The sequence below is a fragment of the Mesorhizobium sp. C120A genome, assembly GCF_030323105.1.
Classification (GTDB): Bacteria; Pseudomonadota; Alphaproteobacteria; order Rhizobiales; family Rhizobiaceae; genus Mesorhizobium.
In genome coordinates, this window is the sequence record NZ_CP100476.1 from 3,126,552 (window position 1) to 3,145,542 (window position 18,991).

The 18,991-nt window shown below is 63.7% G+C and carries 17 protein-coding genes and 1 pseudogene; 5 read left to right on the top strand and 13 right to left on the bottom strand.

Annotated features, from left to right (window positions below; genetic code table 11):
- Positions 1–33: 33 nt before the first annotated feature.
- Entirely contained in the window at positions 34–1,413 is a 1,380-nt protein-coding gene (locus NL532_RS15105) for an aspartate aminotransferase family protein (RefSeq protein ID WP_023691029.1), read from the top strand.
- Between the two features lie 424 nt (positions 1,414–1,837).
- Here the strand turns inward: NL532_RS15105 and mmsB are convergent, their stop codons facing one another.
- Both mmsB and NL532_RS15115 read right to left on the bottom strand, forming a co-directional pair.
- The gene (gene mmsB / locus NL532_RS15110; RefSeq protein ID WP_023691030.1) at positions 1,838–2,722 is read right to left on the bottom strand and encodes a 3-hydroxyisobutyrate dehydrogenase; all 885 of its coding nucleotides are present in this window, start codon (positions 2,720–2,722) and stop codon (positions 1,838–1,840) included.
- A 24-nt stretch (positions 2,723–2,746) separates the two neighbouring features.
- Positions 2,747–3,913, bottom strand: coding sequence for an isobutyryl-CoA dehydrogenase (locus tag NL532_RS15115; protein ID WP_023829383.1), 1,167 nt, complete (start codon positions 3,911–3,913; stop codon positions 2,747–2,749).
- A 148-nt stretch (positions 3,914–4,061) separates the two neighbouring features.
- On the opposite strand from NL532_RS15115, the gene NL532_RS15120 reads away from it, so the two are divergent.
- Both NL532_RS15120 and NL532_RS15125 read left to right on the top strand, forming a co-directional pair.
- Complete coding sequence (locus tag NL532_RS15120) at positions 4,062–4,670, top strand: dimethylsulfonioproprionate lyase family protein (protein ID WP_023670427.1); 609 nt, start codon at positions 4,062–4,064, stop codon at positions 4,668–4,670.
- Between the two features lie 2 nt (positions 4,671–4,672).
- Positions 4,673–6,148: a cobyric acid synthase gene (locus tag NL532_RS15125; RefSeq protein WP_286488138.1), complete on the top strand. Its 1,476-nt coding sequence runs from the start codon at positions 4,673–4,675 to the stop codon at positions 6,146–6,148.
- Positions 6,149–6,255: 107 nt separating this feature from the next.
- Here the strand turns inward: NL532_RS15125 and NL532_RS15130 are convergent.
- The 3 genes and pseudogenes from NL532_RS15130 to NL532_RS15140 all read right to left on the bottom strand — a co-directional run.
- A pseudogene (locus NL532_RS15130) lies at positions 6,256–6,474 on the bottom strand (AraC family transcriptional regulator); the annotation flags it as partial.
- Positions 6,475–6,573: 99 nt separating this feature from the next.
- On the bottom strand, positions 6,574–6,744 hold the full coding sequence (locus NL532_RS15135) for a hypothetical protein (RefSeq protein ID WP_023670429.1): 171 nt from the start codon (positions 6,742–6,744) through the stop codon (positions 6,574–6,576).
- A 52-nt stretch (positions 6,745–6,796) separates the two neighbouring features.
- A complete protein-coding gene (locus tag NL532_RS15140; protein WP_023823063.1) occupies positions 6,797–7,582 on the bottom strand; it encodes a TSUP family transporter in 786 nt (261 codons plus the stop codon).
- Between the two features lie 195 nt (positions 7,583–7,777).
- On the opposite strand from NL532_RS15140, the gene NL532_RS15145 reads away from it, so the two are divergent.
- Positions 7,778–8,209 carry a TerB family tellurite resistance protein gene (locus tag NL532_RS15145; RefSeq protein WP_023688142.1) on the top strand — a complete coding sequence of 144 codons (432 nt, stop codon included), beginning with the start codon at positions 7,778–7,780 and terminating at the stop codon, positions 8,207–8,209.
- 115 nt (positions 8,210–8,324) lie between these two features.
- Here the strand turns inward: NL532_RS15145 and NL532_RS15150 are convergent, their stop codons facing one another.
- The 5 genes from NL532_RS15150 to NL532_RS15170 all read right to left on the bottom strand — a co-directional run bounded on the left by NL532_RS15150 (position 8,325) and on the right by NL532_RS15170 (position 14,959).
- Entirely contained in the window at positions 8,325–9,947 is a 1,623-nt protein-coding gene (locus NL532_RS15150; protein ID WP_023829382.1) for an ABC transporter ATP-binding protein, read from the bottom strand.
- Entirely contained in the window at positions 9,944–10,813 is an 870-nt protein-coding gene (locus NL532_RS15155) for an ABC transporter permease (protein ID WP_023706066.1), read from the bottom strand. The genes NL532_RS15150 and NL532_RS15155 overlap by 4 nt, the downstream gene beginning before the upstream one ends.
- Positions 10,810–11,757: an ABC transporter permease gene (locus NL532_RS15160; RefSeq protein WP_023710755.1), complete on the bottom strand. Its 948-nt coding sequence runs from the start codon at positions 11,755–11,757 to the stop codon at positions 10,810–10,812. The genes NL532_RS15155 and NL532_RS15160 overlap by 4 nt, the downstream gene beginning before the upstream one ends.
- Positions 11,758–12,081: 324 nt before the next feature.
- Positions 12,082–13,557, bottom strand: a complete 1,476-nt coding sequence (locus tag NL532_RS15165) for an ABC transporter substrate-binding protein (RefSeq protein ID WP_023829381.1) — start codon at positions 13,555–13,557, stop codon at positions 12,082–12,084.
- 121 nt (positions 13,558–13,678) lie between these two features.
- Entirely contained in the window at positions 13,679–14,959 is a 1,281-nt protein-coding gene (locus NL532_RS15170) for an acetylornithine deacetylase/succinyl-diaminopimelate desuccinylase family protein (protein ID WP_023829380.1), read from the bottom strand.
- Positions 14,960–15,181: 222 nt separating this feature from the next.
- On the opposite strand from NL532_RS15170, the gene NL532_RS15175 reads away from it, so the two are divergent.
- Positions 15,182–15,613: a L,D-transpeptidase gene (locus NL532_RS15175; protein WP_023681747.1), complete on the top strand. Its 432-nt coding sequence runs from the start codon at positions 15,182–15,184 to the stop codon at positions 15,611–15,613.
- 13 nt (positions 15,614–15,626) lie between these two features.
- Here NL532_RS15175 and NL532_RS15180 read toward each other — a convergent pair whose 3' ends face one another.
- Genes NL532_RS15180 through NL532_RS15190 form a run of 3 tightly spaced genes read right to left on the bottom strand, consistent with a single transcriptional unit; the run spans position 15,627 to position 18,975 of the window.
- Positions 15,627–16,634, bottom strand: a complete 1,008-nt coding sequence (locus NL532_RS15180; RefSeq protein ID WP_031201580.1) for a lipid A biosynthesis lauroyl acyltransferase — start codon at positions 16,632–16,634, stop codon at positions 15,627–15,629.
- A 4-nt stretch (positions 16,635–16,638) separates the two neighbouring features.
- The gene (locus NL532_RS15185) at positions 16,639–17,667 is read right to left on the bottom strand and encodes a zinc-binding dehydrogenase (protein ID WP_023696479.1); all 1,029 of its coding nucleotides are present in this window, start codon (positions 17,665–17,667) and stop codon (positions 16,639–16,641) included.
- A gap of 36 nt (positions 17,668–17,703) precedes the next feature.
- Positions 17,704–18,975: a beta-ketoacyl-ACP synthase gene (locus NL532_RS15190; RefSeq protein ID WP_023696480.1), complete on the bottom strand. Its 1,272-nt coding sequence runs from the start codon at positions 18,973–18,975 to the stop codon at positions 17,704–17,706.
- Between the last annotated feature and the right edge of the window lie 16 nt (positions 18,976–18,991).

Sequence of the window (18,991 nt, forward strand, 5' to 3'; positions counted from 1 at the left end):
TGCCGGTTTGATTCCAGAGGAAAGAGCAAACCCATGACTTACCAGAATTATTCGCTGAAGCAGCTTCAGCAGATTGACGCCGCGCATCATCTGCATCCCTTCACCGACCACAAGGAATTGCGCGAGACCGGCTCGCGCATCATCACCCGCGCCAACGGCCCGTTCATCTACGATGCCGACGGCACCGAAATACTCGACGGCATGGCCGGGCTGTGGTGCGTCAATGTCGGCTATGGCCGCGACGAGCTGGCCGACGCCGCTTACGCGCAGATGAAGGAATTGCCCTACTATAATTCCTTCTTCAAATGCTCGACGCCGACGCCCGTGCTGCTGTCGAAGAAGCTGGCCGAGCTGGCGCCCAAGGGCATCGCCCAGGTGTTTTACGGCTCCTCCGGCTCGGAGGCCAACGACACGGCGCTGCGGCTCGTGCGCCACTATTGGGTGCTGGAAGGCAAACCGGAGAAGAACCGCATCATCTCGCGCAAGTCGGCCTATCACGGCTCGACCGTCGCCGGCACGTCGCTCGGCGGCATGGATTTGATGCACAAGCAGCTCGGCGGGGCGGTTCCCAACATCGTCCATGTGATGATGCCCTATGCCTATGAGTTGGCGCTGCCTGGCGAAAGCGACCATGATTTCGGCCTGCGCGCGGCCAAGGCGGTCGAGGATGCCATTCTGGAGGCCGGCGCCGACAAGGTGGCTGCCTTCATCGGCGAGCCGGTGATGGGAGCGGGCGGGGTGAAAATACCGCCGATGAGCTATTGGCCGGAAGTGCAGCGCATCTGCCGCAAATACGATGTGCTTTTGATGCTGGACGAGGTCATCACCGGCTATGGCCGCACCGGCGAATGGTTTGCGGCGCAGACCTTCGGCATCGAGCCCGACACCATCACCACGGCCAAGGCACTGACCTCGGGCTATCAGCCGCTGTCGGCGCTGCTGGTCGGCGACCGTATCGCGGCGACGCTGGTCGAAAAGGGCGGCGAATTCTACCACGGCTATACCTATTCGGGTCACCCGGTGGCCTGCGCGGTGGCGCTGAAGAATCTCGAGATCATGGAGCGAGAAGGCCTGGTCGACAGGGTCAGGAACGACACTGGACCTTACTTCGCCCAGGCGCTGCAGGAGCGCATTGCCGGCCACGAACTGGTCGGCGAGGTGCGATCGATCGGGCTGATGGGCGCGGTCGAGATCGTCAAGGACAAGGCGACCAAGGAGCGCTTCCTGCCGGCGGGCAGTGCCGCCGTCACCGTCCGCGACCACGCCATCGCGCAAGGCCTGATGCTGCGCGCCACCGGCGACACGATGATCCTGTCGCCGCCGCTGATCTGGACCCGCGCGACGATCGACATGGCTTGCGATCGCATCGCCAAAGCGCTGGATCTGGCGCAAGCGGATTTGCGCAAGAAGTAGATGGAACGACAGCCGGACGCCTTGCAATCAGGGCGCCCGGACTGTGCGCCTGCTTATCGTCAGGGTCGAAGGGGTCAGCGCACCGATCGTGCTGGTCAATGAAGACCATCAGGCAATTCCGAACGCTGCAATCGGAATATAATTCAGATCGAACAGTATAGGACTGCAAAACGCAAAAACCGCGCTCCATCGGAACGCGGCTTTGCCAGATACGCATGGCATTTCGCCAACAATACACTTGCGAAACTTACGGGCTCCGGTACGCGAGACCTGATCCGGAGCGCCGGGCGGATGCGATATGTCCGCCTCGCCATCCGTTATATAGGCACATCGTTACCGCCGGGTTATCGAGAGCTTAAGCAAATCTAAATTTGCAATTTTTCCGCGCAATAAAAATCGAGAAAAGCGCTGCCAAATTCGAAACTTATAGAGAACTGCCGCGAAGGAAATTTATGATGCCGGAAAAATCCGATCCGCCATTTCCCTGGGCGTTGAACAGCGCATAAAGCTGGGCCGCTTCGGCCCCCATTGGCGTCACCGCGCCGGCGCTTTGGGCCGCCTCCTGCGCCAGTTTCAGGTCCTTCAGCATGAGTGCCGCGGCAAAGCCCGGTTTGTAGTCGCGGTTGGCGGGTGAGGCCGGCACGGGACCCGGCACCGGGCAATAGGTGGTCAGCGACCAGCACTGGCCCGACGAAGTCGAGGCAACGTCGAACAGGGCCTGATGCGAGAGGCCGAGCTTTTCGGCCAGCACGAAGGCCTCTGCGACGCCGATCATCGAAATGCCGAGCATCATGTTGTTGCAGATTTTGGCTGCCTGACCGGCGCCGTCGTCACCGCAATGGACGATGCGGCCTGCCATCGGCTTCAGGACCGGTTCGGCCTTGGCGAAGGCATCCTTGGCGCCGCCGGCCATGAAGGTCAGCGTTCCCGCAGCAGCACCGCCGGTGCCGCCGGAGACGGGGGCGTCGATCGAATGCAGCCCGTGCTTCCTTGCTACGGCATGCGCCTTGCGGGCCGACTCGACATCGATGGTCGAGGAATCAATGAACAGGGCGCCTGGTTTGGCCTTGGGTGCGATGTCCTCGTAGACCGAGAGCACGTGCTTGCCGGCGGGAAGCATGGTGATCACGACATCGGCGTCCTTCACCGCCGCCACGGCATTCGCCATGACAATGACGCCATGCTCGCGGGCGACGGTGAGGTTTTCCGGCATCAGGTCAAAGCCGTGCACCGCGTGCCCCGCCTTGACGAGATTGGCAGCCATCGGATTGCCCATATTACCCAAGCCGATGAAGGCGATCGTCGTCATTGTTCTCTCCTGGTCTTGCTGGCTTCAGCGGCCAATCAACGCCCGCGCGATGATGACGCGCATGATCTCGTTGGTGCCTTCGAGGATCTGGTGGACGCGCAGGTCGCGCACCAGTTTTTCGATACCGTAATCATGAAGATAGCCGTAACCGCCATGCAGCTGCAGCGCCTCGTTGGCGACGTTGAAGCCGATGTCGGTGACGAAGCGCTTGGCCATGGCCGACCATTTGCCGGCGTCCGGCGCCTTGCGGTCTAGCTTCGAGGCGGCAGCATAGAGGAAAATGCGTGCCGCCTGCAGTTCGGTTTCCATGTCGGCCAGCCGGAACTGCAGCGCCTGGAACTGGTTGATCTTCGAGCCGAAGGCTTTGCGTTCGCCCGTATAGGCCAAAGCCTTGTCGAGCGCCGATTGCGCGCCGCCGAGCGAGCATGCCGCAATGTTGAGGCGGCCGCCGTCAAGGCCGGCCATGGCGATGCCGAAACCTGCGCCTTCCCCCGACAGCAGGTTTGCAGCCGGCACCTTGCAGTCCTCGAAGATCACCTGGCGGGTCGACTGCATGTGCCAGCCCATCTTGTGCTCGTTGGCGCCGAAGGACAGGCCGGGCGCATCCTTCGGCACGACGAAGGTGGAAATGCCCTTCGGCCCGTCGGCGCCGGTGCGCGCCATGACGACATAGAGGTCGCTGTCGCCGGCCCCGGAGATGAACTGCTTGGCGCCGTTAAGCACATAGTCGTTGCCGTTCTTCACCGCGCGCGTCTTCAGCGCCGCGGCATCCGAGCCTGAACCCGGCTCGGTCAGGCAGTAGCTCGCCAGCCATTCCATCGAGGTCAGCTTCGGCAGGAAGCGTTGGCGCTGCTCGTCGTCGCCGAAGCGGTCGATCATCGACGCCGCCATATTGTGGATCGAGATGAAGGAGGAAAACGCCGGATCGGCGTGCGACAGTGCCTCGAAGATCAGCACGGCGTCGAGCCGGCCGAGCGCCGAGCCGCCGACATCGTCCCTGACATAGATGCCGCCGAGGCCGAGCGGGCCGGTCTCGCGGATTACATCGGCAGGAAAGTGTCTTGCCCGGTCCCATTCGAGCGCATTGGGCGCAACGCGATCGGCGGCGAAGGCCTGTGCCATCTCCTGGATGGCGCGCTGTTCCTCGTTGAGCTCGAACTGGCTGGTGCTCGCATCGACCGCGGCGTCCATGGCGTGCTCCCTGTGTTCCCCAGCTGGGGTTGGCTTGCTGGCCTGTTGTTTTTGGCTTTGCGCGCCGCTCAATCTAGACCAATGATGCCGCCGCGCAACCCGGCTCGCCGCGCAGCCGCTGTGCATGAATGGATCAAGGGAGCATTGCGTGCCGACATATTTCGACGAATTGCTCGACCGCTTCCATGCCTATCTCCGGGGCGTGGACAACGCGCTGGTGCGGGACGCCGTGACCCGGATCGGCTGGAATATGACGGCGCGCGTGCTCGAAGCGCATCCGCTGCCTTGCCTTGGTCTGCTCGACCGCATTGTCGAACTGGCGCCGCCGGACCCGCAGCCTCTGGTGCAACTGCTGGCGGAGCGTCGTGACGATCTGTGCTGGGGGCAGACCTACAACGCGAGCGATTTTGGTGAAGCGTTCTTGCAGAAATACGGCTGGCTGGAGGTGTTTGGCACGCGCGGCCATTTCGCCAATGAAGAGGTCGCGGCCGGATTGCTGATCCTGGGGCCCGGCATCACCTATCCCGACCATCATCACATTGCCGAGGAGATCTACATTCCGCTGACCGGCGGCACCGAGTGGCGCATGGGCGAAGGCGGCTTTCACACCCGCCAGGCGGGCGAAATTATCCATCACGCCTCCAATGTCAGCCATGCCATGCGCACCGGCAGCGAAGCGTTGCTGGCGCTCTACATCTGGCGCGGCGGGCCGCTGGCGCAGAAATCGACCGTTTCCGGCGCGCAGGGCAGGGGCTGAGCATGGCCAAGGCGATCATGCTGCAAGGCACGGGTTCGGATGTCGGCAAGACGGTGCTGGTGGCGGGGCTCTGCCGCGCGGCCAGGAATCGCGGGCTGAAAGTCAGGCCGTTCAAGCCGCAGAACATGTCGAACAATGCCGCCGTCGCCGACATTCCGGGCGACGACCGCCCCGGCGGCGGCGAGATTGGCCGTGGGCAATGGCTGCAAGCGCTGGCGTGTGGTGTTCAGCCGACCGTGCATATGAATCCGGTGCTGCTCAAACCCCAGAGCGACATCGGTTCGCAGGTGATCGTGCAGGGCAAGGTGTTCGGCGAGGCGCGAGCGCGCGACTACCAGACAATGAAAGCGGGGCTGATGGACGCCGTGCTGGAGTCCTGGACGAAGGTCGGTGAGGGCGCCGATCTGGTCGTCGTCGAGGGCGCCGGATCGCCGGCCGAAATCAACCTGCGCAGCCGCGACATCGCCAATATGGGCTTTGCCACGCGCGCCGACGTGCCGGTCATCCTGGTCGGCGACATCGACCGCGGTGGCGTCATCGCTTCGGTCGCCGGCACGCATCTGATCCTGCCGGAGGGAGACAGGCGCATGATCGTCGGCTACCTCATCAATAAGTTCCGCGGCGATGTCTCGCTGTTCGACGACGGCATCCGGTCGATCGAAAGCTTCACCGGCTGGCGCTGCTTTGGCGTCGTGCCGTGGCTGAAGGCGGCGGCGCGATTGCCTTCGGAGGATTCGGTCGTGCTCGAACGCCTGGCATCGGGCGAGAAGCGGGCGTTGAAGGTCGCCGTGCCGATGCTTGGCCGCATCGCCAATTTCGACGACCTCGACCCGCTCAAGGCCGAACCGCAGGTCGAAGTGGTGTTTGTGCCGCCGGGGCAGCGCTTGCCGGAGGATGCCGGCCTGGTGGTCATTCCCGGTTCCAAATCGACGATCGGCGATCTCATGAAGTTCCGCGAGAATGGCTGGGATCGCGATCTCCTCGCGCACCGCAAACGCGGCGGCCATATCGTCGGCATTTGCGGCGGCTTCCAGATGCTCGGCCGCCTGGTGCGCGATCCCGATCGCATCGAGGGCAGCGTCACCGAGGCGGAAGGTCTTGGTCTGCTCGACATCGAGACGGTGATGGAGCCGGAAAAGACGGTGCGCAATGTCAGCGCCCGCTCAGTGCCGTTCGGCCTGGCGCTCGAGGGCTACGAAATCCATCTCGGCCGTACCACCGGGCCGGACATGGCGCGGCCGTCGGCTGTGATCAACGGCATCGACGACGGTGCCATTTCCGCCGATGGCAAGGTTTTTGGCACCTATCTGCACGGCCTGTTTTCCGCCGACGCTTTCCGAGCGAGATTCCTGGAAAGCCTCGGCGTGAAAGGCGGCGGCGTCGACTATCGGGCGGAGGTGGAAAACGCTCTGGACGAGATCGCAACCGAACTGGAGCGCCATCTCGATTGCGATGCGATTTTTGGGTTAGCGAGGTAGGGCCGCCCATCGTTTCGTCATCCTCGGGTCTGCGCTTCCGCTTCGTTTCCACTCCGTGGATGTCGAAGTTCGGGCGCTTTCGCCGACCTTCGACGCGGCGCTGAAGGACCAAGGCCGATGGCGAAGGATTCTGCGAAACTGATCACCAGCGGGACGGTGAGCGAGGCGTATTCGACATTGCGAAAATGGCCGGGCGCCGTTTCGCGATAGCCACAAATGTCGGTGACCGCGTTCTGCAGCCGCAGGCCCGGCGCGCGCCGCACCATCTCGAACCGGTCGGCTACCGGGCGGTGCTGTTGATCGTGGCGCTCCGTCTCGCCGGACATGGTCATCCTTCCGCGCGGAAGAGCCTAACGGACCATGCATCCAAAGCAAAAGCGCCCGGCTTTTGACCGGGCGCTTCGAATTGCAGAAGTCTCGGGTGCCTAGGCGCCGCGCATCAGGCAGGCGGCGGCAAGCACAATGTATGCGATGAGGACAATCCACACCGCAGCCAGAGGAATGAACGCAAGAACGCCAAGCGCGGCGAGCACGCCGATGATGGCGATGACTAGGGATATGATGAAAACAAGCTGAGTGGGTGCACTAAGATTCATGTGTGGTCCCTCCAACATGATTCGTACAACGGCATCCTATCAGGCGTGAGGCTTATACACCAATCAGCTGGCGCAATGGGTTCGCCGGGTCGGCCAGCAGCTTCACCGCCAGCGCCAGGCAGATGATCACCAGCAGCGGCTTGATCAGCCGGGCGCCGATGCGGATGGCAAGGCTGGCGCCGAGCCGGGCGCCGAGGAACTGGGCGACGCCCATCATCAGCCCGATCTTCCAGTAGACGACGCCGGCGATGGCAAAGACGATGAAGCCGCCAATGTTGGAGGCGAAATTGAGCAGCTTGGTGTGTGCCGTCGCCTTGAGCACGCCGAAGCCGGCAAGGCTGACGAAGGCCAGCATATAGAAGGAGCCGGCTCCCGGCCCGAACAGCCCGTCATAGAAGCCGACCAAAGGGGCGATGATCAGCCCGAACAGGAAGGGCGACAGGCGCTCGGCGCGGTCGACATCGTTCATGTTGGGTTTCACGGCGAAGTAGATCGCGATGGCGATCAAAAGCAGCGGCAGCAGCGCCCGCAGGAGATCACCTGGCACGAATGCCGCCAGCAAGGCGCCGACGGCACTGCCGGTAAGGGCCAGAAGCGCCGATGGCAGCTGTCGACGCAGATCGACATGGCCATTCCTGGCATAGTGGATGGTCGCCGAAGCGGTGCCGAAAATGCCCTGCAGCTTGTTGGTTCCAAGTGCTGCGACCGGCGGGAATCCGGCAAGCAGCAGGGCCGGGATGGTGATCAGCCCGCCGCCGCCGGCTATCGAATCGACAAAGCCGGCTGCAAAGGCGGCGAAGGCAAGCATGATGACGGTGTGGGTAGCGAGGTCGAGCATCGGGATTTCTGAACATTCCGGCGGGAAAGGTGATGCCGCGCCTTCTCATGGCCATCTGGTTTGCGCAAGGCCGATTCCGCGCTACGTCCATCCAAGCGCGTTGCGCTTGGATTTCCTGTGGTGCATGTCATTATCCCAATACCGCTGGGCAATTTTGGGTCATGTGCACTGGGCGGACTCGGAAAAGGGATACTGTTGGCGATGGCATTGCTCGACCAGATACGCTCGATCTTCGATGGTGACCCCGGCGTGCGCAAGGTTGCCGACGACCCGGTGCTGTCGGCGGAACTCTTGATGCTGTTTCGCATGATCCTGGCCGACGGCTCGGTTTCGGAGAGCGAGATGGTCGCCTTCCGGCGCATCTGCAAGGACGCCTTCGGCATCCCGGAAACCAGCATCGACGCGGTCATCGAATATCTCAATGATTTCGGCTACGAGACCAACGGTTCGCAAGCCATTGCGCTGTTCCGCGATCTCGATGTCGAACGGCGCAAGTTGCTGGCGCTCCACATGGCGGAGATCGCCAAAGCCGATTCCAAACTGGCAGAGAGCGAAGTGCGGCTGTTGCGCCGCACGCTCGATTTGCTCGACATCAGCCCGGTCGATGTGGTGAAGCCGGAGGAGTGAGGCAGACCAGGGGCAACGGCCGCCCGGCCGGGTCCCCGCTGCTTCGCAGCGTCCCAGCGTTCGTGACCTTTCATCGTGCCACTGGCACGATGAATTCGCTGCGCGAACCGGTCACTCACCCCTGTTCCTGCATACGGTGAGCGATCGCCCGATGCAGATCGGGCGCAGCCGCGACCAGCGCCCTGGCCGCCTCCGACTGCGGATGATCGAGCACGTCGCCGGTCTTGCCGCGCTCGACGATCCTGCCGTCATGCATGACCAGCACCTCATCGGTGATGGCGCGGGCGACGGTCAAATCGTGAGTGATGAAGAGATAGGCGATGCCGAGCTTCTGGTTGAGCTCTGCGAACAGATCGAGGATCTGGGCGCGGATCGAGACGTCGAGCGCCGAGACCGGCTCGTCGGCGACGACCAGCTTCGGCCTGGTGATAATGGCGCGGGCGATCGACAGGCGCTGGCGCTGGCCGCCGGAAAACTCATGCGGATATTTGTCCATGTCGCTGACGCCGAGGCCGACCTCGTGCAGCGCATGCGCCACCATCTCGCGCCGCTCGGCCGGTGTCGGCTTCTTTTCCAGTACATGCAGCGGCTCGGCGACCAGTTTCTCGACCTTCTTGCGCGGGTCGAAAGAGCCGTAGGGATCCTGGAACACCACCTGCATGTCGCGCCGCGCGGCTTTGAGCTCCGCCTCGCTTTTGCCGGTGATGGTCTCGCCGCGAAAGCGGATCGTTCCCGATGTCGATTTGTCGAGCGCCAGGATCATGCGGGCAAGCGTTGACTTGCCGCAGCCGGAGCGGCCGACCAGCGCCACCGATTGGCCCGGCGCCAGCGACAAGGACACGTCGTCGACGGCGCGGATTGGAGCCGCTGACTTGAACAGGGAGGTGCGCCGGCCCGGATAGTCCCGTGTCACGCCTTCGACCTCAAGCAGCGGTTTGCCCTGGCCGGTGGCGTGAACCTTGGCGCGCGCGGGCACGTGCATGGAGGCCAGCGCCAGCTGGCGCGTGTAGGGATGCAGCTGTTCCGATAGCGTGCGTGCGGTGTCGCCGGCTTCCATCACCTCGCCATGACGCAGGATGGTGATGCGGTCGGCCATTTCGGTGACGACGGCGAGATCGTGCGAGATCAGAAGCAGGCCCATGCGGTTTTCGCTGACAAGGCCGCGCAAGAGGTCGAGGATCTGCGCCTGCAGCACCACGTCGAGCGCCGTGGTCGGCTCGTCGGCGATGAGCAGCTTGGGTTTCAATGCGCAGGCAATGGCGATGACGACGCGCTGGCGCTGGCCGCCCGACAATTCGTGCGGATAGCGCGACAGCGGGAATTTGGCCTCGGGCAGGCCGACGCGGTCGAGCATTTTGCGCGCGCGGTCTTCGGCGTCGGCACGGCTTGCCCTAGTGTGCCAGCGTATGCCTTCGGCGACCTGCTCGCCGATGGTCTTGACGGGGTTGAGCGCCGTCATCGGCTCCTGGAACACCATGCCGATGTCGTCGCCGCGCAGCGCGCACATCTGGTCCTCGGTTGCGGCCAGAATATCGATGCCGTCGAAGGTCACGCGGCCGGTGGCGCGCGCAGCATGCGGCAGAAGCTGCATGATGGTCAGCGCCGTCATCGATTTGCCCGAGCCGGATTCGCCGACCAGCCCCATCACCTCGCCGGGCGCGACGGAGAGGTCGACCCCTTTCAGGATCGGCGTGTCGCCGATGGCCAGCGACAGGTTCTCCATCTGCAGCAGGCTCATCGCTGCCGCCGCGATTTCGGGTCGAGTATGTCGGCGATGCCGTCGCCGAGCAGATTGAGCCCAAGCACCGTGACGACGATGGCCATGCCGGGGAAGATGGCCATCCAAGGCGCCACCACCATGCGCGTCTGAGCGTCGAACAGCATGCGGCCCCAGCTCGGCATTGGCGGCTGGGCGCCGAGGCCGACATAGGAGAGGCCGGCTTCGGCCAAAATGCCAAGCGCGAACTGGATGGTGCCTTGCACCAGAAGCAGCGTGGCGATGTTGGGCAGCACGTGCTCGGTTGTAATCTGCGCTTTGCTCTTGCCGGCGGCGCGGGCGGCGAGGATGAATTCGCGCGGCCAGATCGCCAGCGCGCCGGCGCGGGCGACGCGCGCAAACACCGGGATGTTGAAGATGCCGATGGCGATGATGGCGTTGATTGCGCCCGGTCCGAAGATGGCGGTGATCATGATCGCCGACAGCAGCGCCGGGAAGGCGAAGACGAGGTCGGTCAGCCGCATCAGCGCCTCGTCGACCAACCCGCCGCGCGCCGCGGCGAAGGCGCCGAGCGGCACGCCGACGCCCATGCCGATGCCGACCGCGACCAGCGCCACGGCAATCGAGTTGCGGGCGCCGACCATGATCATCGACAGGATGTCGCGGCCGAAATGATCGGTGCCGAACCAGTGCGCCGCAGAGGGCGCCAGCGTCTTGTCCGAGATCACCAGTTTGGTCACGTCGTAGGGCGTCCAGACGTAGGAGATGACCGCTATTGCAGCCACCAGCACCGTGATGGCGAAGCCGATGAGGAAGGAGCGGTTGCGGAAGGCCTTGGCCAGAATGCTGCCCAACGTCTCCTGCGGGATGTCGATGTGCAGCGTCATTGCCGGCCTCGAAGGCGCGGATCGACGATGGCGTAGGAGACGTCGACGACGAGGTTGACCGCAATGACGGCGACGACCAGCAGCATGACGATGCTTTCCACCACGATCAGGTCGCGCTGAGTGATCGCCTGGAACACCAGCCGTCCGAGGCCGGGGAGATAAAAGACGTTCTCGATGATGATGGTGCCGGCGAGCAGGAAGGCGAATTGCAGGCCCAGAATGGTCAGAACCGGGATCATCGCGTTGCGCAGCGCGTGCCGCCATAGCACGGCGCGGTAAGGCAGGCCCTTGGCGCGGGCGGTGCGGATATAGTCCTCGTTCAGCACCTCGATCAGCGCCGAGCGGGCAACGCGCGCCAGGATCGCCGCCTGCGGCAGAGCGAGGGCGATGGCCGGCAGCAGCAGCGATTTCAGCGCCGGCCAGGCGCCGGCGCTCCAGCCGGGAAAGCCGCCGGCCGGCACCAGCCGCAGCCAGACGGCAAAGAGGTAGATCAGCATCAGCGCGAACCAGAAGTTCGGGATGGCAACGCCGAGCTGGGCGGCGCCCATGGCGATCGTATCGCCGGCCCGCCCGCGCCGGCTGGCGGAATAGAGCCCGACCGGGATGGCAATGATGGTGGACAGCGCCAGCGCGATCAGCGCCAGCGGCAGGGAAACCGCCATGCGCTCGCGGACAAGGTCGATGACCGGCACTGAATAAGTGTAGGAGCGGCCGAAATCGAGGCTGAGCAGACCGCCGACCCAGTGGAGGTAGCGCAGGAGAAGCGGCGCGTTGAGGCCCATCTGGTTGCGCAGGAGTTCGACCTGCTCGGCGCTGGCGTTGAGGCCAAGCATCAGCCGCGCCGGATCGCCGGGCAGGATTTCTAGCACGGCGAAGACGACCATCGAGGCCAGGATCAAGGTTGCGATGGCGATGGCGAGGCGTTTGAGGAGGTAGGCGGTCATGGTGGAGGGGCGCCCGGTGCGGCTGCGCCTTGAAAGTCGAGTTCCCCCCACCCCCCTCTGTCCTGCCGGACCCGGCCCTTCGCTGTCGCTTCGGGCGTTCGTTGTTCGGAAAGCCAAGCAGTTGGCTTTCCGTCCGCTGCGCGGACCACTCCTCACCCCCCGCAAGGGGGGAGATCAGCAGGTTCTGTGTCGTCGACCAGCGTTCAACGTTCGCGATAGGCGAAAGCGGAGATGAGAGCCCGATCTCCCCCCTTGCGGGGGAGATGCCCGGCAGGGCAGAGGGGGGTGTGACGGAGCGCAAACGCCGCCCTTTGGCCCGCCGCCTCAATCCGTCCACTTCACCTTGGTCAGATCATTCGCCTGGATCGGCGCATTCTCCCACAGGCCCTGCAGCTTGGCGTCCCAGACGCCGACCTTCGGCAGTTCATAGAGGAAGCCGACCACGGCGTCGTCGGCCAGGATCTTCTGTGCTTCGCCGAGCAGCGTGTTGCGCTTGGCGTCGTCGGAGGTGAGGTTCAGCTCGGCGATGATCTTGTCGAAGGCGGGGTTGTCGTAGTTGAAGTAGTAGTCCTTGCGCGAGTAGATATCGATGTCGTTGGGCTCGGTGTGGGAGACGATGGTCAGGTCGTAATCCTTCTTGGTGAACACCTGGTCCAGCCACTGCGCCCATTCGACCGGAATGATTTCCAGGTCGATGCCGACATCGCGCAGCTGCGAAGCGATGATCTCGCCGCCAAGCCGCGCATAGGAAGGCGGCGGCAGTTTCAGCATCGCCTTGAAGCCGTTCTCCAGGCCGGCCTGCTTCAGCAGCTCCTTGGCCTTGTCGACATTGTGCGGATAGAGGCCGGTGAGGTCGACATAGGCTTTGCTGGCGGGCGACATGTGCGAGCCGATCGGCACGCCGAGGCCGGCCGAGGCGCCGTCGATGATCGCCTTGCGGTCGAGCGCGAAGGCAATCGCCTGCCGCACCTCGAGCTTGTCGAAAGGCGGCTTCTTGTTGTTGATCGCCAAAATGGTCTCGCCCTCGGTCGAGCCGATCACCACCTTGAAGCGCGGATCGTCCTTGACCTGCGCGACGCTGTCGGGATCGAAGAAAGGGAAAGCCTGGATGTCGCCCGAGAGCAGCGCCGGCACGGCGGCGGCGGCGTCGGGAACGATGCGGAACTCGGCTTTGTCGAGGAACACCGGGGCGCCCCAGTAGTTGTCGGATTTGACCAGCGTGATCGACGAGCCCTTGGCCCAGCTCTGGAATTTGAACGGGCCGGTGCCGATAGGCTTTTCCTTGTTGGTGTCGGCGCTCTCGGGCGCCACAATCACCGCGTCGCCCCAGCCCAGATTGTAGAGGAACGACCCCTGCGGGTTCTTCAGCGTCACCTTGACCGTTGCCGGATCGACGACTTCGACCGTATCGATGGCGGCGAACAGGGCCTTTTGCGCGTTTACGGAATTGTCGGCACGGGCGCGGTCGAGCGAGAACTTCACGTCGCCGGCGTCGAAATCGCTGCCGTCATGGAATTTGACGCCGGTGCGCAGCTTGAAGGTGTAGACCTTGCCGTCGTCGGAAATGGCCCAGCTCTCGGCAAGGTCGGGCAGCACTTCGCCATTCGGGCCGATGCGGGTCAGGCCCTCGAAGACGTTGGCGTAGAGCACTTCGTCGATCGCCGCGGCAGCACCGGCGGTCGGATCGAGATGTGGCGGCTCGAGCGTAATGCCGATCACCAGGTCGGTGCGTGCGGCAAATGCCTGACTGCCGGCCAGTGCCAGCACTGCGGCGGCAAGAATGGTTTTCCACAATTTCATCGTGCAACTCCCAAATGCTCGAACCCTGGTGCGATAGAAGCGTGATTTCGAGGTGGAGTAAATTGCGTTTCGTGCTCTGCAGCGGCGCGGGGAGGAATGTTTTTTCAGCGAAGCCGATGGTTCAGTCCGCGGCCGTGCCCCTGAGCAGCACATTCAGCCCGATCGCCATCACCTTGGCCGACTCCACCATATCAGAGATGCCGACCCATTCGTCGGACCGGTGGGCGAGGTCCAAAACGCCCGGGCCATAGGCGATGCAATCATAGATGTGGCCGATGCGGGCGATGTGCTTCTGGTCGTAAGTGCCTGGTGAAATGACATATTCCGGCTCGCGGTCGAAGATCGCCATGATGCCTTGCGCCACCGCCTTGACCACCGGCGCGTCGCGCTCGGTCATCAGCGGCAGCACCTCCATCAGGTCGCGAATCTCGTAGTCGAACTTTTTGCGCTCGCGCTTCAGCCGGTCGAGGATATCGGTCACCTCGCTCTTGACCGTGGCAAGGTCCTCCTCGAGCAGGAAGCGGCGGTCGATGGTCAGCCGGCAGGCGTCGGGCACGTTGGGCGAGGGCAGGCCGGGGCGGAAATCCTCGGTCTGGCCGCCATGGATCGAGTTGATGTTCATGGTCGAGCGCTTTGCGCCTTCGGGCACGACAGGCATGCGCGTCACCTTGCGGTCGAGCGCCGGAAACAGGTCATCCTCGAAGGCCTGCAGCACGGCGCCCATGTGGCGCACCGCATTGTCGCCGAGGAACGGCATCGAGCCATGCGCGATCTCGCCCTTGGTCTCGATCTCCGCCCACCAGACGCCGCGATGGCCAAGACAGATGCGGTCCTTGTTCAGCGGCTCCGGGATGATGACGTGGTCGACCTTGGGTTTCGAGAAATAGCCAAGCTTCGCCAGATGGGCGACGCCGCCGAAGCCGCCGGACTCCTCATCGACCGTGCCCGAAATTTCGATGGCGCCGGGAAAGTCGGGGAATACCTCCATGAAGGCTTCCGCCGCGATGATCGAGGCGGCCATGCCCCCTTTCATGTCGCAGGCGCCGCGGCCGTAGACCTTGCCGTCCTTCACCACCCCGGCAAAGGGATCGACGCTCCAGCCTTCGCCGGCTTCGACCACATCGATGTGCGAGTTGAAATGGACACAGGCTCCAGGCGAGCGGCCGTCGAAGCGGGCGACGACATTGACGCGGGGATAGCGGTCGGTGTCGCCGGGCGTGCCTTCGGCGCGGATGAATTCGGTTTCGAAGCCAAGCCTGCCTAGGCGCGCACCGATATATTCGGCGCAGGGGCGATAGGCTTCGCCAGGCGGGTTGATGGTCGGGAAGCGGATCAGGTCGGCGGTCAGTGCGACCAGGTCATCAACACGGGCGTCTATCGCTTTGAAGAGTCGTTTGTTCATTCCCGGATTTGAGCAGGCAAGGGGGTGGTTTTGCAAGCATCGCGCCACTGGCGCCGAAACTTCGTGTCGCAGCGGCAACTATGGCGGAAAATCGTTCAAATTCGCTGCTTTAGATTGGCGAATTTATCAAGGAGTGTGTGTTAGATCACTCACCTGTCGTTAAAAAGATGAAAAACCGCGTGATGACAGGGCAGGCAAGGGGCATCAAAGGGGTTTGATCTCATGACTAAAATCGTTCTCATGGCAGCTGCTTTTGCGGCGATGCTGTTCGGCACGTCCATCGAAAGCAGGGCTGCCTCGCTGGTGGCCAGCATCGACGTCTCGTCGCAGACCATGACCGTCAGCCAATACGGCCAGGTGCTTTATCGCTGGAGCGTGTCGACCGCCCGCAGTGGCTATTTCACGCCGCGCGGCACCTATCGGCCGCAACGCACGGCGCGGATGTGGTATTCGAAGAAATACCACATGTCGCCAATGCCTTACTCGGTGTTCTTCCACGGCGGCTACGCCATCCACGGCACCGGCGCGGTCAGGCAGCTAGGGCGTCCGGCATCGCATGGCTGCGTGCGGCTGCACACCGCCAATGCCGCGATGTTCTATGCGATGGTGCGCGAAGTCGGCTTCGGCAATACGCGGATCGTTGTGACGAACTGAGGCTTTCGACGACTTAAGATTGACGCTGCCCCTGGCCGGTGGCGTTGGCCTGTCCGCGCCGGCGGCGACGCCGGCCTGAGATTTCCCACCTTTTGTGGAACCACATCCACTGTCCCGGATCTTCGCGCACCCAGCGCTCGACCACGTCGGCGAGCAGTTGGGTGGTGGCCGCGACATCGACGCTGCCGCTTTCATTGCGCGGCAAGGTCAGCTTGTCCTCGATCTCGAGGCGGAAGCGGTTGCCTGGCAGCCGCACACATCGCGCCGGATAGACGTCGCAATCATAGTGACGGGCGAGCATGCCCAGAACCGGATTGCTCTGGCATGGGCGATTAAAGAAGATCGTCTCCAGTCCGCTGGAGAATTTCTGGTCGACCAAAACGCCGATATTGCCGCCTTTCTCCAGAATCGACGCCAACGCGAAGGAGGCGCCGGTCGAAGACGGCAGCAAGGCGCCCATGCTCGAACGCCGCGTCGAATGGATATAATCGGCGAGGTAAGGATTGTTCGGCGGACGAAACAGCGCCGTGATCTTCATGCCGAACGTCGCGGCAGCCACCGGCAGCAATTCAAAATTGCCGAGATGGCCGGTGAACAGGATATGCGGTTTGTCCTCGCCAGCTATCTGATGGAAATGGTCGGCGCCGCCAACTTCGACGCGGCCGGGCGTCGCTGCGTTCGGATCATAGTCGAAGAGCGCGTCAAGAAAGATGTATTCGGCGGCGAGCCGGGCCATGTTGCCCCACATGTCGGAGGCGATGGCCTCGATCTCGACATCGCTCTTTTCGGGATAGGCAAGGCGCAGATTGCTGATGGCGACGCGGTGGCGCCCGACGCGCGGACCGATGCGGCGTGCGGCGCGGTCGGCAAAATTGAGCGCGCTGTCGGCGGGCAAAAGGCGCAGCAGCGAAATGATCGTCATCGCCGCACGCGCCACCAGCCAGTGCTCCATCTGGCGCAGCCGCCTGCCATAGCGGAACATGAAGTCCCGGCGGGCTTTCTTGAACACCTTGCCGACCATGGTCCTAAGAAACGCGCAGGATGATCTTGCCGAACACGTCGCGGCCTTCCATGCGCTTCAGCGCGGCGTCGATGCCGTCGAAGCCGACCTCGGTGTCGATAACAGGTGCTACCTGTCCCGCCGCCATCTTCTGCATGGCGTTGGCCATGTTCTCCATGCGGCAGCCGAAGGACCCGAGCAGCTTCAGCTGCTGCTGGAACAGCTGCATCAGATTGATCTGGGTCGACACGCCGGAGGTCGAGCCGCAGGTAACGAGGCGGCCGCCGCGCTTGAGGCACAGCATCGAGGCGGCAAAGGTGTCGGCGCCGACATGTTCGAACACGACATCGACGCCCTTCTTCCTGGTAAGCTTGCGCACGACGCCTTCGAAACGGTCGTCGCGGTAGTTGATGATATGGTCGGCGCCGAGCGCCTTGGCCTTGTCGATCTTGTCGTTGGAGCCGACCGTGGTGATGATGGAGCAACCCATGCGCTTGGCCAGCTGGATCGCCGCCGAGCCGATGCCGGAGCCCCCGGCATGGATGAGGATGGTTTCGCCGGGCTGCAGCTTGGCATTGTCGAACAGCATGTGCTCGACGGTGCCGAAGGTGACGGGGGCGACGGCAGCGCCGACATCGGTCACGCCTGGAGGGGCCGGGACCAGCAGGCGCGCCGGCAGGTTGATCTTCTCCTGCGCAAAGCCGTCGAGATGGAAGCCGTGGACGCCCGAGACATGTTCGCAGAGATTGTCACGGCCTTCGCGGCAGGCGCGGCAAAGGCCGCAGGTGCGCGCGCCGTAGATCGACACCAATTGTCCGGGCAGCAGGCTGGAGACGCCGGGGCCGACAGCTTCGACCTCGCCGGAGGCTTCGGCGCCGACGACCAGCGGCAGCTTACGCTTGGCGAAGGCCATGCCACGCCAGCCCCAGACGTCGATATGGTTCAGCGCCACCGCCTTGATGCGCAGCGTGACTTCGCCCAATGTGGGGGGCGGCGGGGGCGGCAGGTCCACCGTTTCAAGACGGCGGTCCTCGATAAGTTGCAGTGCGCGCATGGAGCCTGTCAGTTCAGTCTGGCTGAAAAAAGTCGCTTAGACCGGTTCCCGCGCCATGACAAGGCAAGTGTTCTGGCCGCCGAAGCCGAACGAGTTCGACAGCACCGTGCCGACTTCGGCATTGCGCTTCTTGTTGGGCACCACGTCGAGCACGATTGCCGGGTCGGGATTGTCGTAGTTGATGGTCGGCGGAATGACGCTTTCGCGCATGGTCATCAGCGAAAACGCCGCTTCGACGGCGCCGGCCGCCGACAGCGTGTGGCCGATCATCGACTTGTTGGACGAGACCGGCATCGAGCCGATGCGATCGCCGAACACGGTCGACAGCGACAGATGCTCCATCTTGTCGTTTTCCGGCGTCGAGGTGCCGTGAGCGTTGACGTAGTCGATCTCGTCCTTGCTCAGGCCGGCATCCGCAAGGGCGGCGCGGACTGCTGCGATCGCCGGCGAACCGTCGGGCTTGGAACGGGTGCGATGGAAATCATCGGCCTTTTCACCGCAGCCGCGCAGGATGCCGAGAACGCTGGCGCCCCGGGCAAGGGCTGCCTCAAGCGATTCCAGCACCAGAGCGCCGGAGCCTTCCGCCAGCACAAAGCCGTCGCGGTCCTTGGAGAAGGGTTTTGACGCCTTTTCAGGGATGTCATTGTGGGTCGACAGCGCCGAGAGCAGCGAAAAGCGGATCAGCGCCTCGGCGGTTGCCGAACCGTCGGCGCCGATCGACAGCGCCCGGTCGCATTCGCCGCGGCGGATCGCTTCGACGCCGAGCTGGATGGCGGTGGCGCCCGAAGCGCAGGCCGTCGACAGCGTGATCGGCAGGCCGCGCGTGCCAAAGCGGTCGGCCAGCCGGTCGGCGATCGCGCCGAACTGCGTGCTTGCGAACGTATCTGTTTCCTTCAGCCCGCGCGCCACCCTGAGCAGCCTTTCGGCGCCGGCGCCTTTGCCGTCGGAATTGTAGAGCGCGAAGCGATCCTGCCAGTCGAGTTCGACCGGCGGCGAGGCGAGGAACAGAGGCCCGCCAAAATCAGAGGAATCGAGGCCGGATTCGGCCACCGCCTCATTCGCGGCGGTTTCGGCCAGTTCGTAGGTCAGCAGGCTGGCGCCTTTCGAGCTTGAGTCGAGGAAATCGACCATGCCGGAGATGCGGGTGTTGAGGTGGTCGACGGGAAAGCGGGTGATCGGGTGGATGCCCGATTTGCCGGAGGTCAGTGCCGCCCAGTTATCGGCCTTGCCGATGCCGAGCGACGTTACCACGCCGATGCCGGTGACGGCGACGATCGGCCTGCCCATGTGATCTCTGAGATTGGCCATCCGGAACCTCTTAACT

What these genes read in the sequence shown, in the direction of transcription:
- NL532_RS15105 (WP_023691029.1), top strand. Translation starts at nt 34, where the DNA reads ATGACTTACCAGAATTATTCGCTGAAGCAGCTTCAGCAGATTGACGCC.
- mmsB (WP_023691030.1), bottom strand. Translation starts at nt 2,722, where the DNA reads ATGACGACGATCGCCTTCATCGGCTTGGGTAATATGGGCAATCCGATG.
- NL532_RS15115 (WP_023829383.1), bottom strand. Translation starts at nt 3,913, where the DNA reads ATGGACGCCGCGGTCGATGCGAGCACCAGCCAGTTCGAGCTCAACGAG.
- NL532_RS15125 (WP_286488138.1), top strand. Translation starts at nt 4,673, where the DNA reads ATGGCCAAGGCGATCATGCTGCAAGGCACGGGTTCGGATGTCGGCAAG.
- NL532_RS15135 (WP_023670429.1), bottom strand. Translation starts at nt 6,744, where the DNA reads ATGAATCTTAGTGCACCCACTCAGCTTGTTTTCATCATATCCCTAGTC.
- NL532_RS15140 (WP_023823063.1), bottom strand. Translation starts at nt 7,582, where the DNA reads ATGCTCGACCTCGCTACCCACACCGTCATCATGCTTGCCTTCGCCGCC.
- NL532_RS15150 (WP_023829382.1), bottom strand. Translation starts at nt 9,947, where the DNA reads ATGAGCCTGCTGCAGATGGAGAACCTGTCGCTGGCCATCGGCGACACG.
- NL532_RS15155 (WP_023706066.1), bottom strand. Translation starts at nt 10,813, where the DNA reads ATGACGCTGCACATCGACATCCCGCAGGAGACGTTGGGCAGCATTCTG.
- NL532_RS15160 (WP_023710755.1), bottom strand. Translation starts at nt 11,757, where the DNA reads ATGACCGCCTACCTCCTCAAACGCCTCGCCATCGCCATCGCAACCTTG.
- NL532_RS15165 (WP_023829381.1), bottom strand. Translation starts at nt 13,557, where the DNA reads ATGAAATTGTGGAAAACCATTCTTGCCGCCGCAGTGCTGGCACTGGCC.
- NL532_RS15170 (WP_023829380.1), bottom strand. Translation starts at nt 14,959, where the DNA reads ATGAACAAACGACTCTTCAAAGCGATAGACGCCCGTGTTGATGACCTG.
- NL532_RS15175 (WP_023681747.1), top strand. Translation starts at nt 15,182, where the DNA reads ATGACTAAAATCGTTCTCATGGCAGCTGCTTTTGCGGCGATGCTGTTC.
- NL532_RS15180 (WP_031201580.1), bottom strand. Translation starts at nt 16,634, where the DNA reads ATGGTCGGCAAGGTGTTCAAGAAAGCCCGCCGGGACTTCATGTTCCGC.
- NL532_RS15185 (WP_023696479.1), bottom strand. Translation starts at nt 17,667, where the DNA reads ATGCGCGCACTGCAACTTATCGAGGACCGCCGTCTTGAAACGGTGGAC.
- NL532_RS15190 (WP_023696480.1), bottom strand. Translation starts at nt 18,975, where the DNA reads ATGGCCAATCTCAGAGATCACATGGGCAGGCCGATCGTCGCCGTCACC.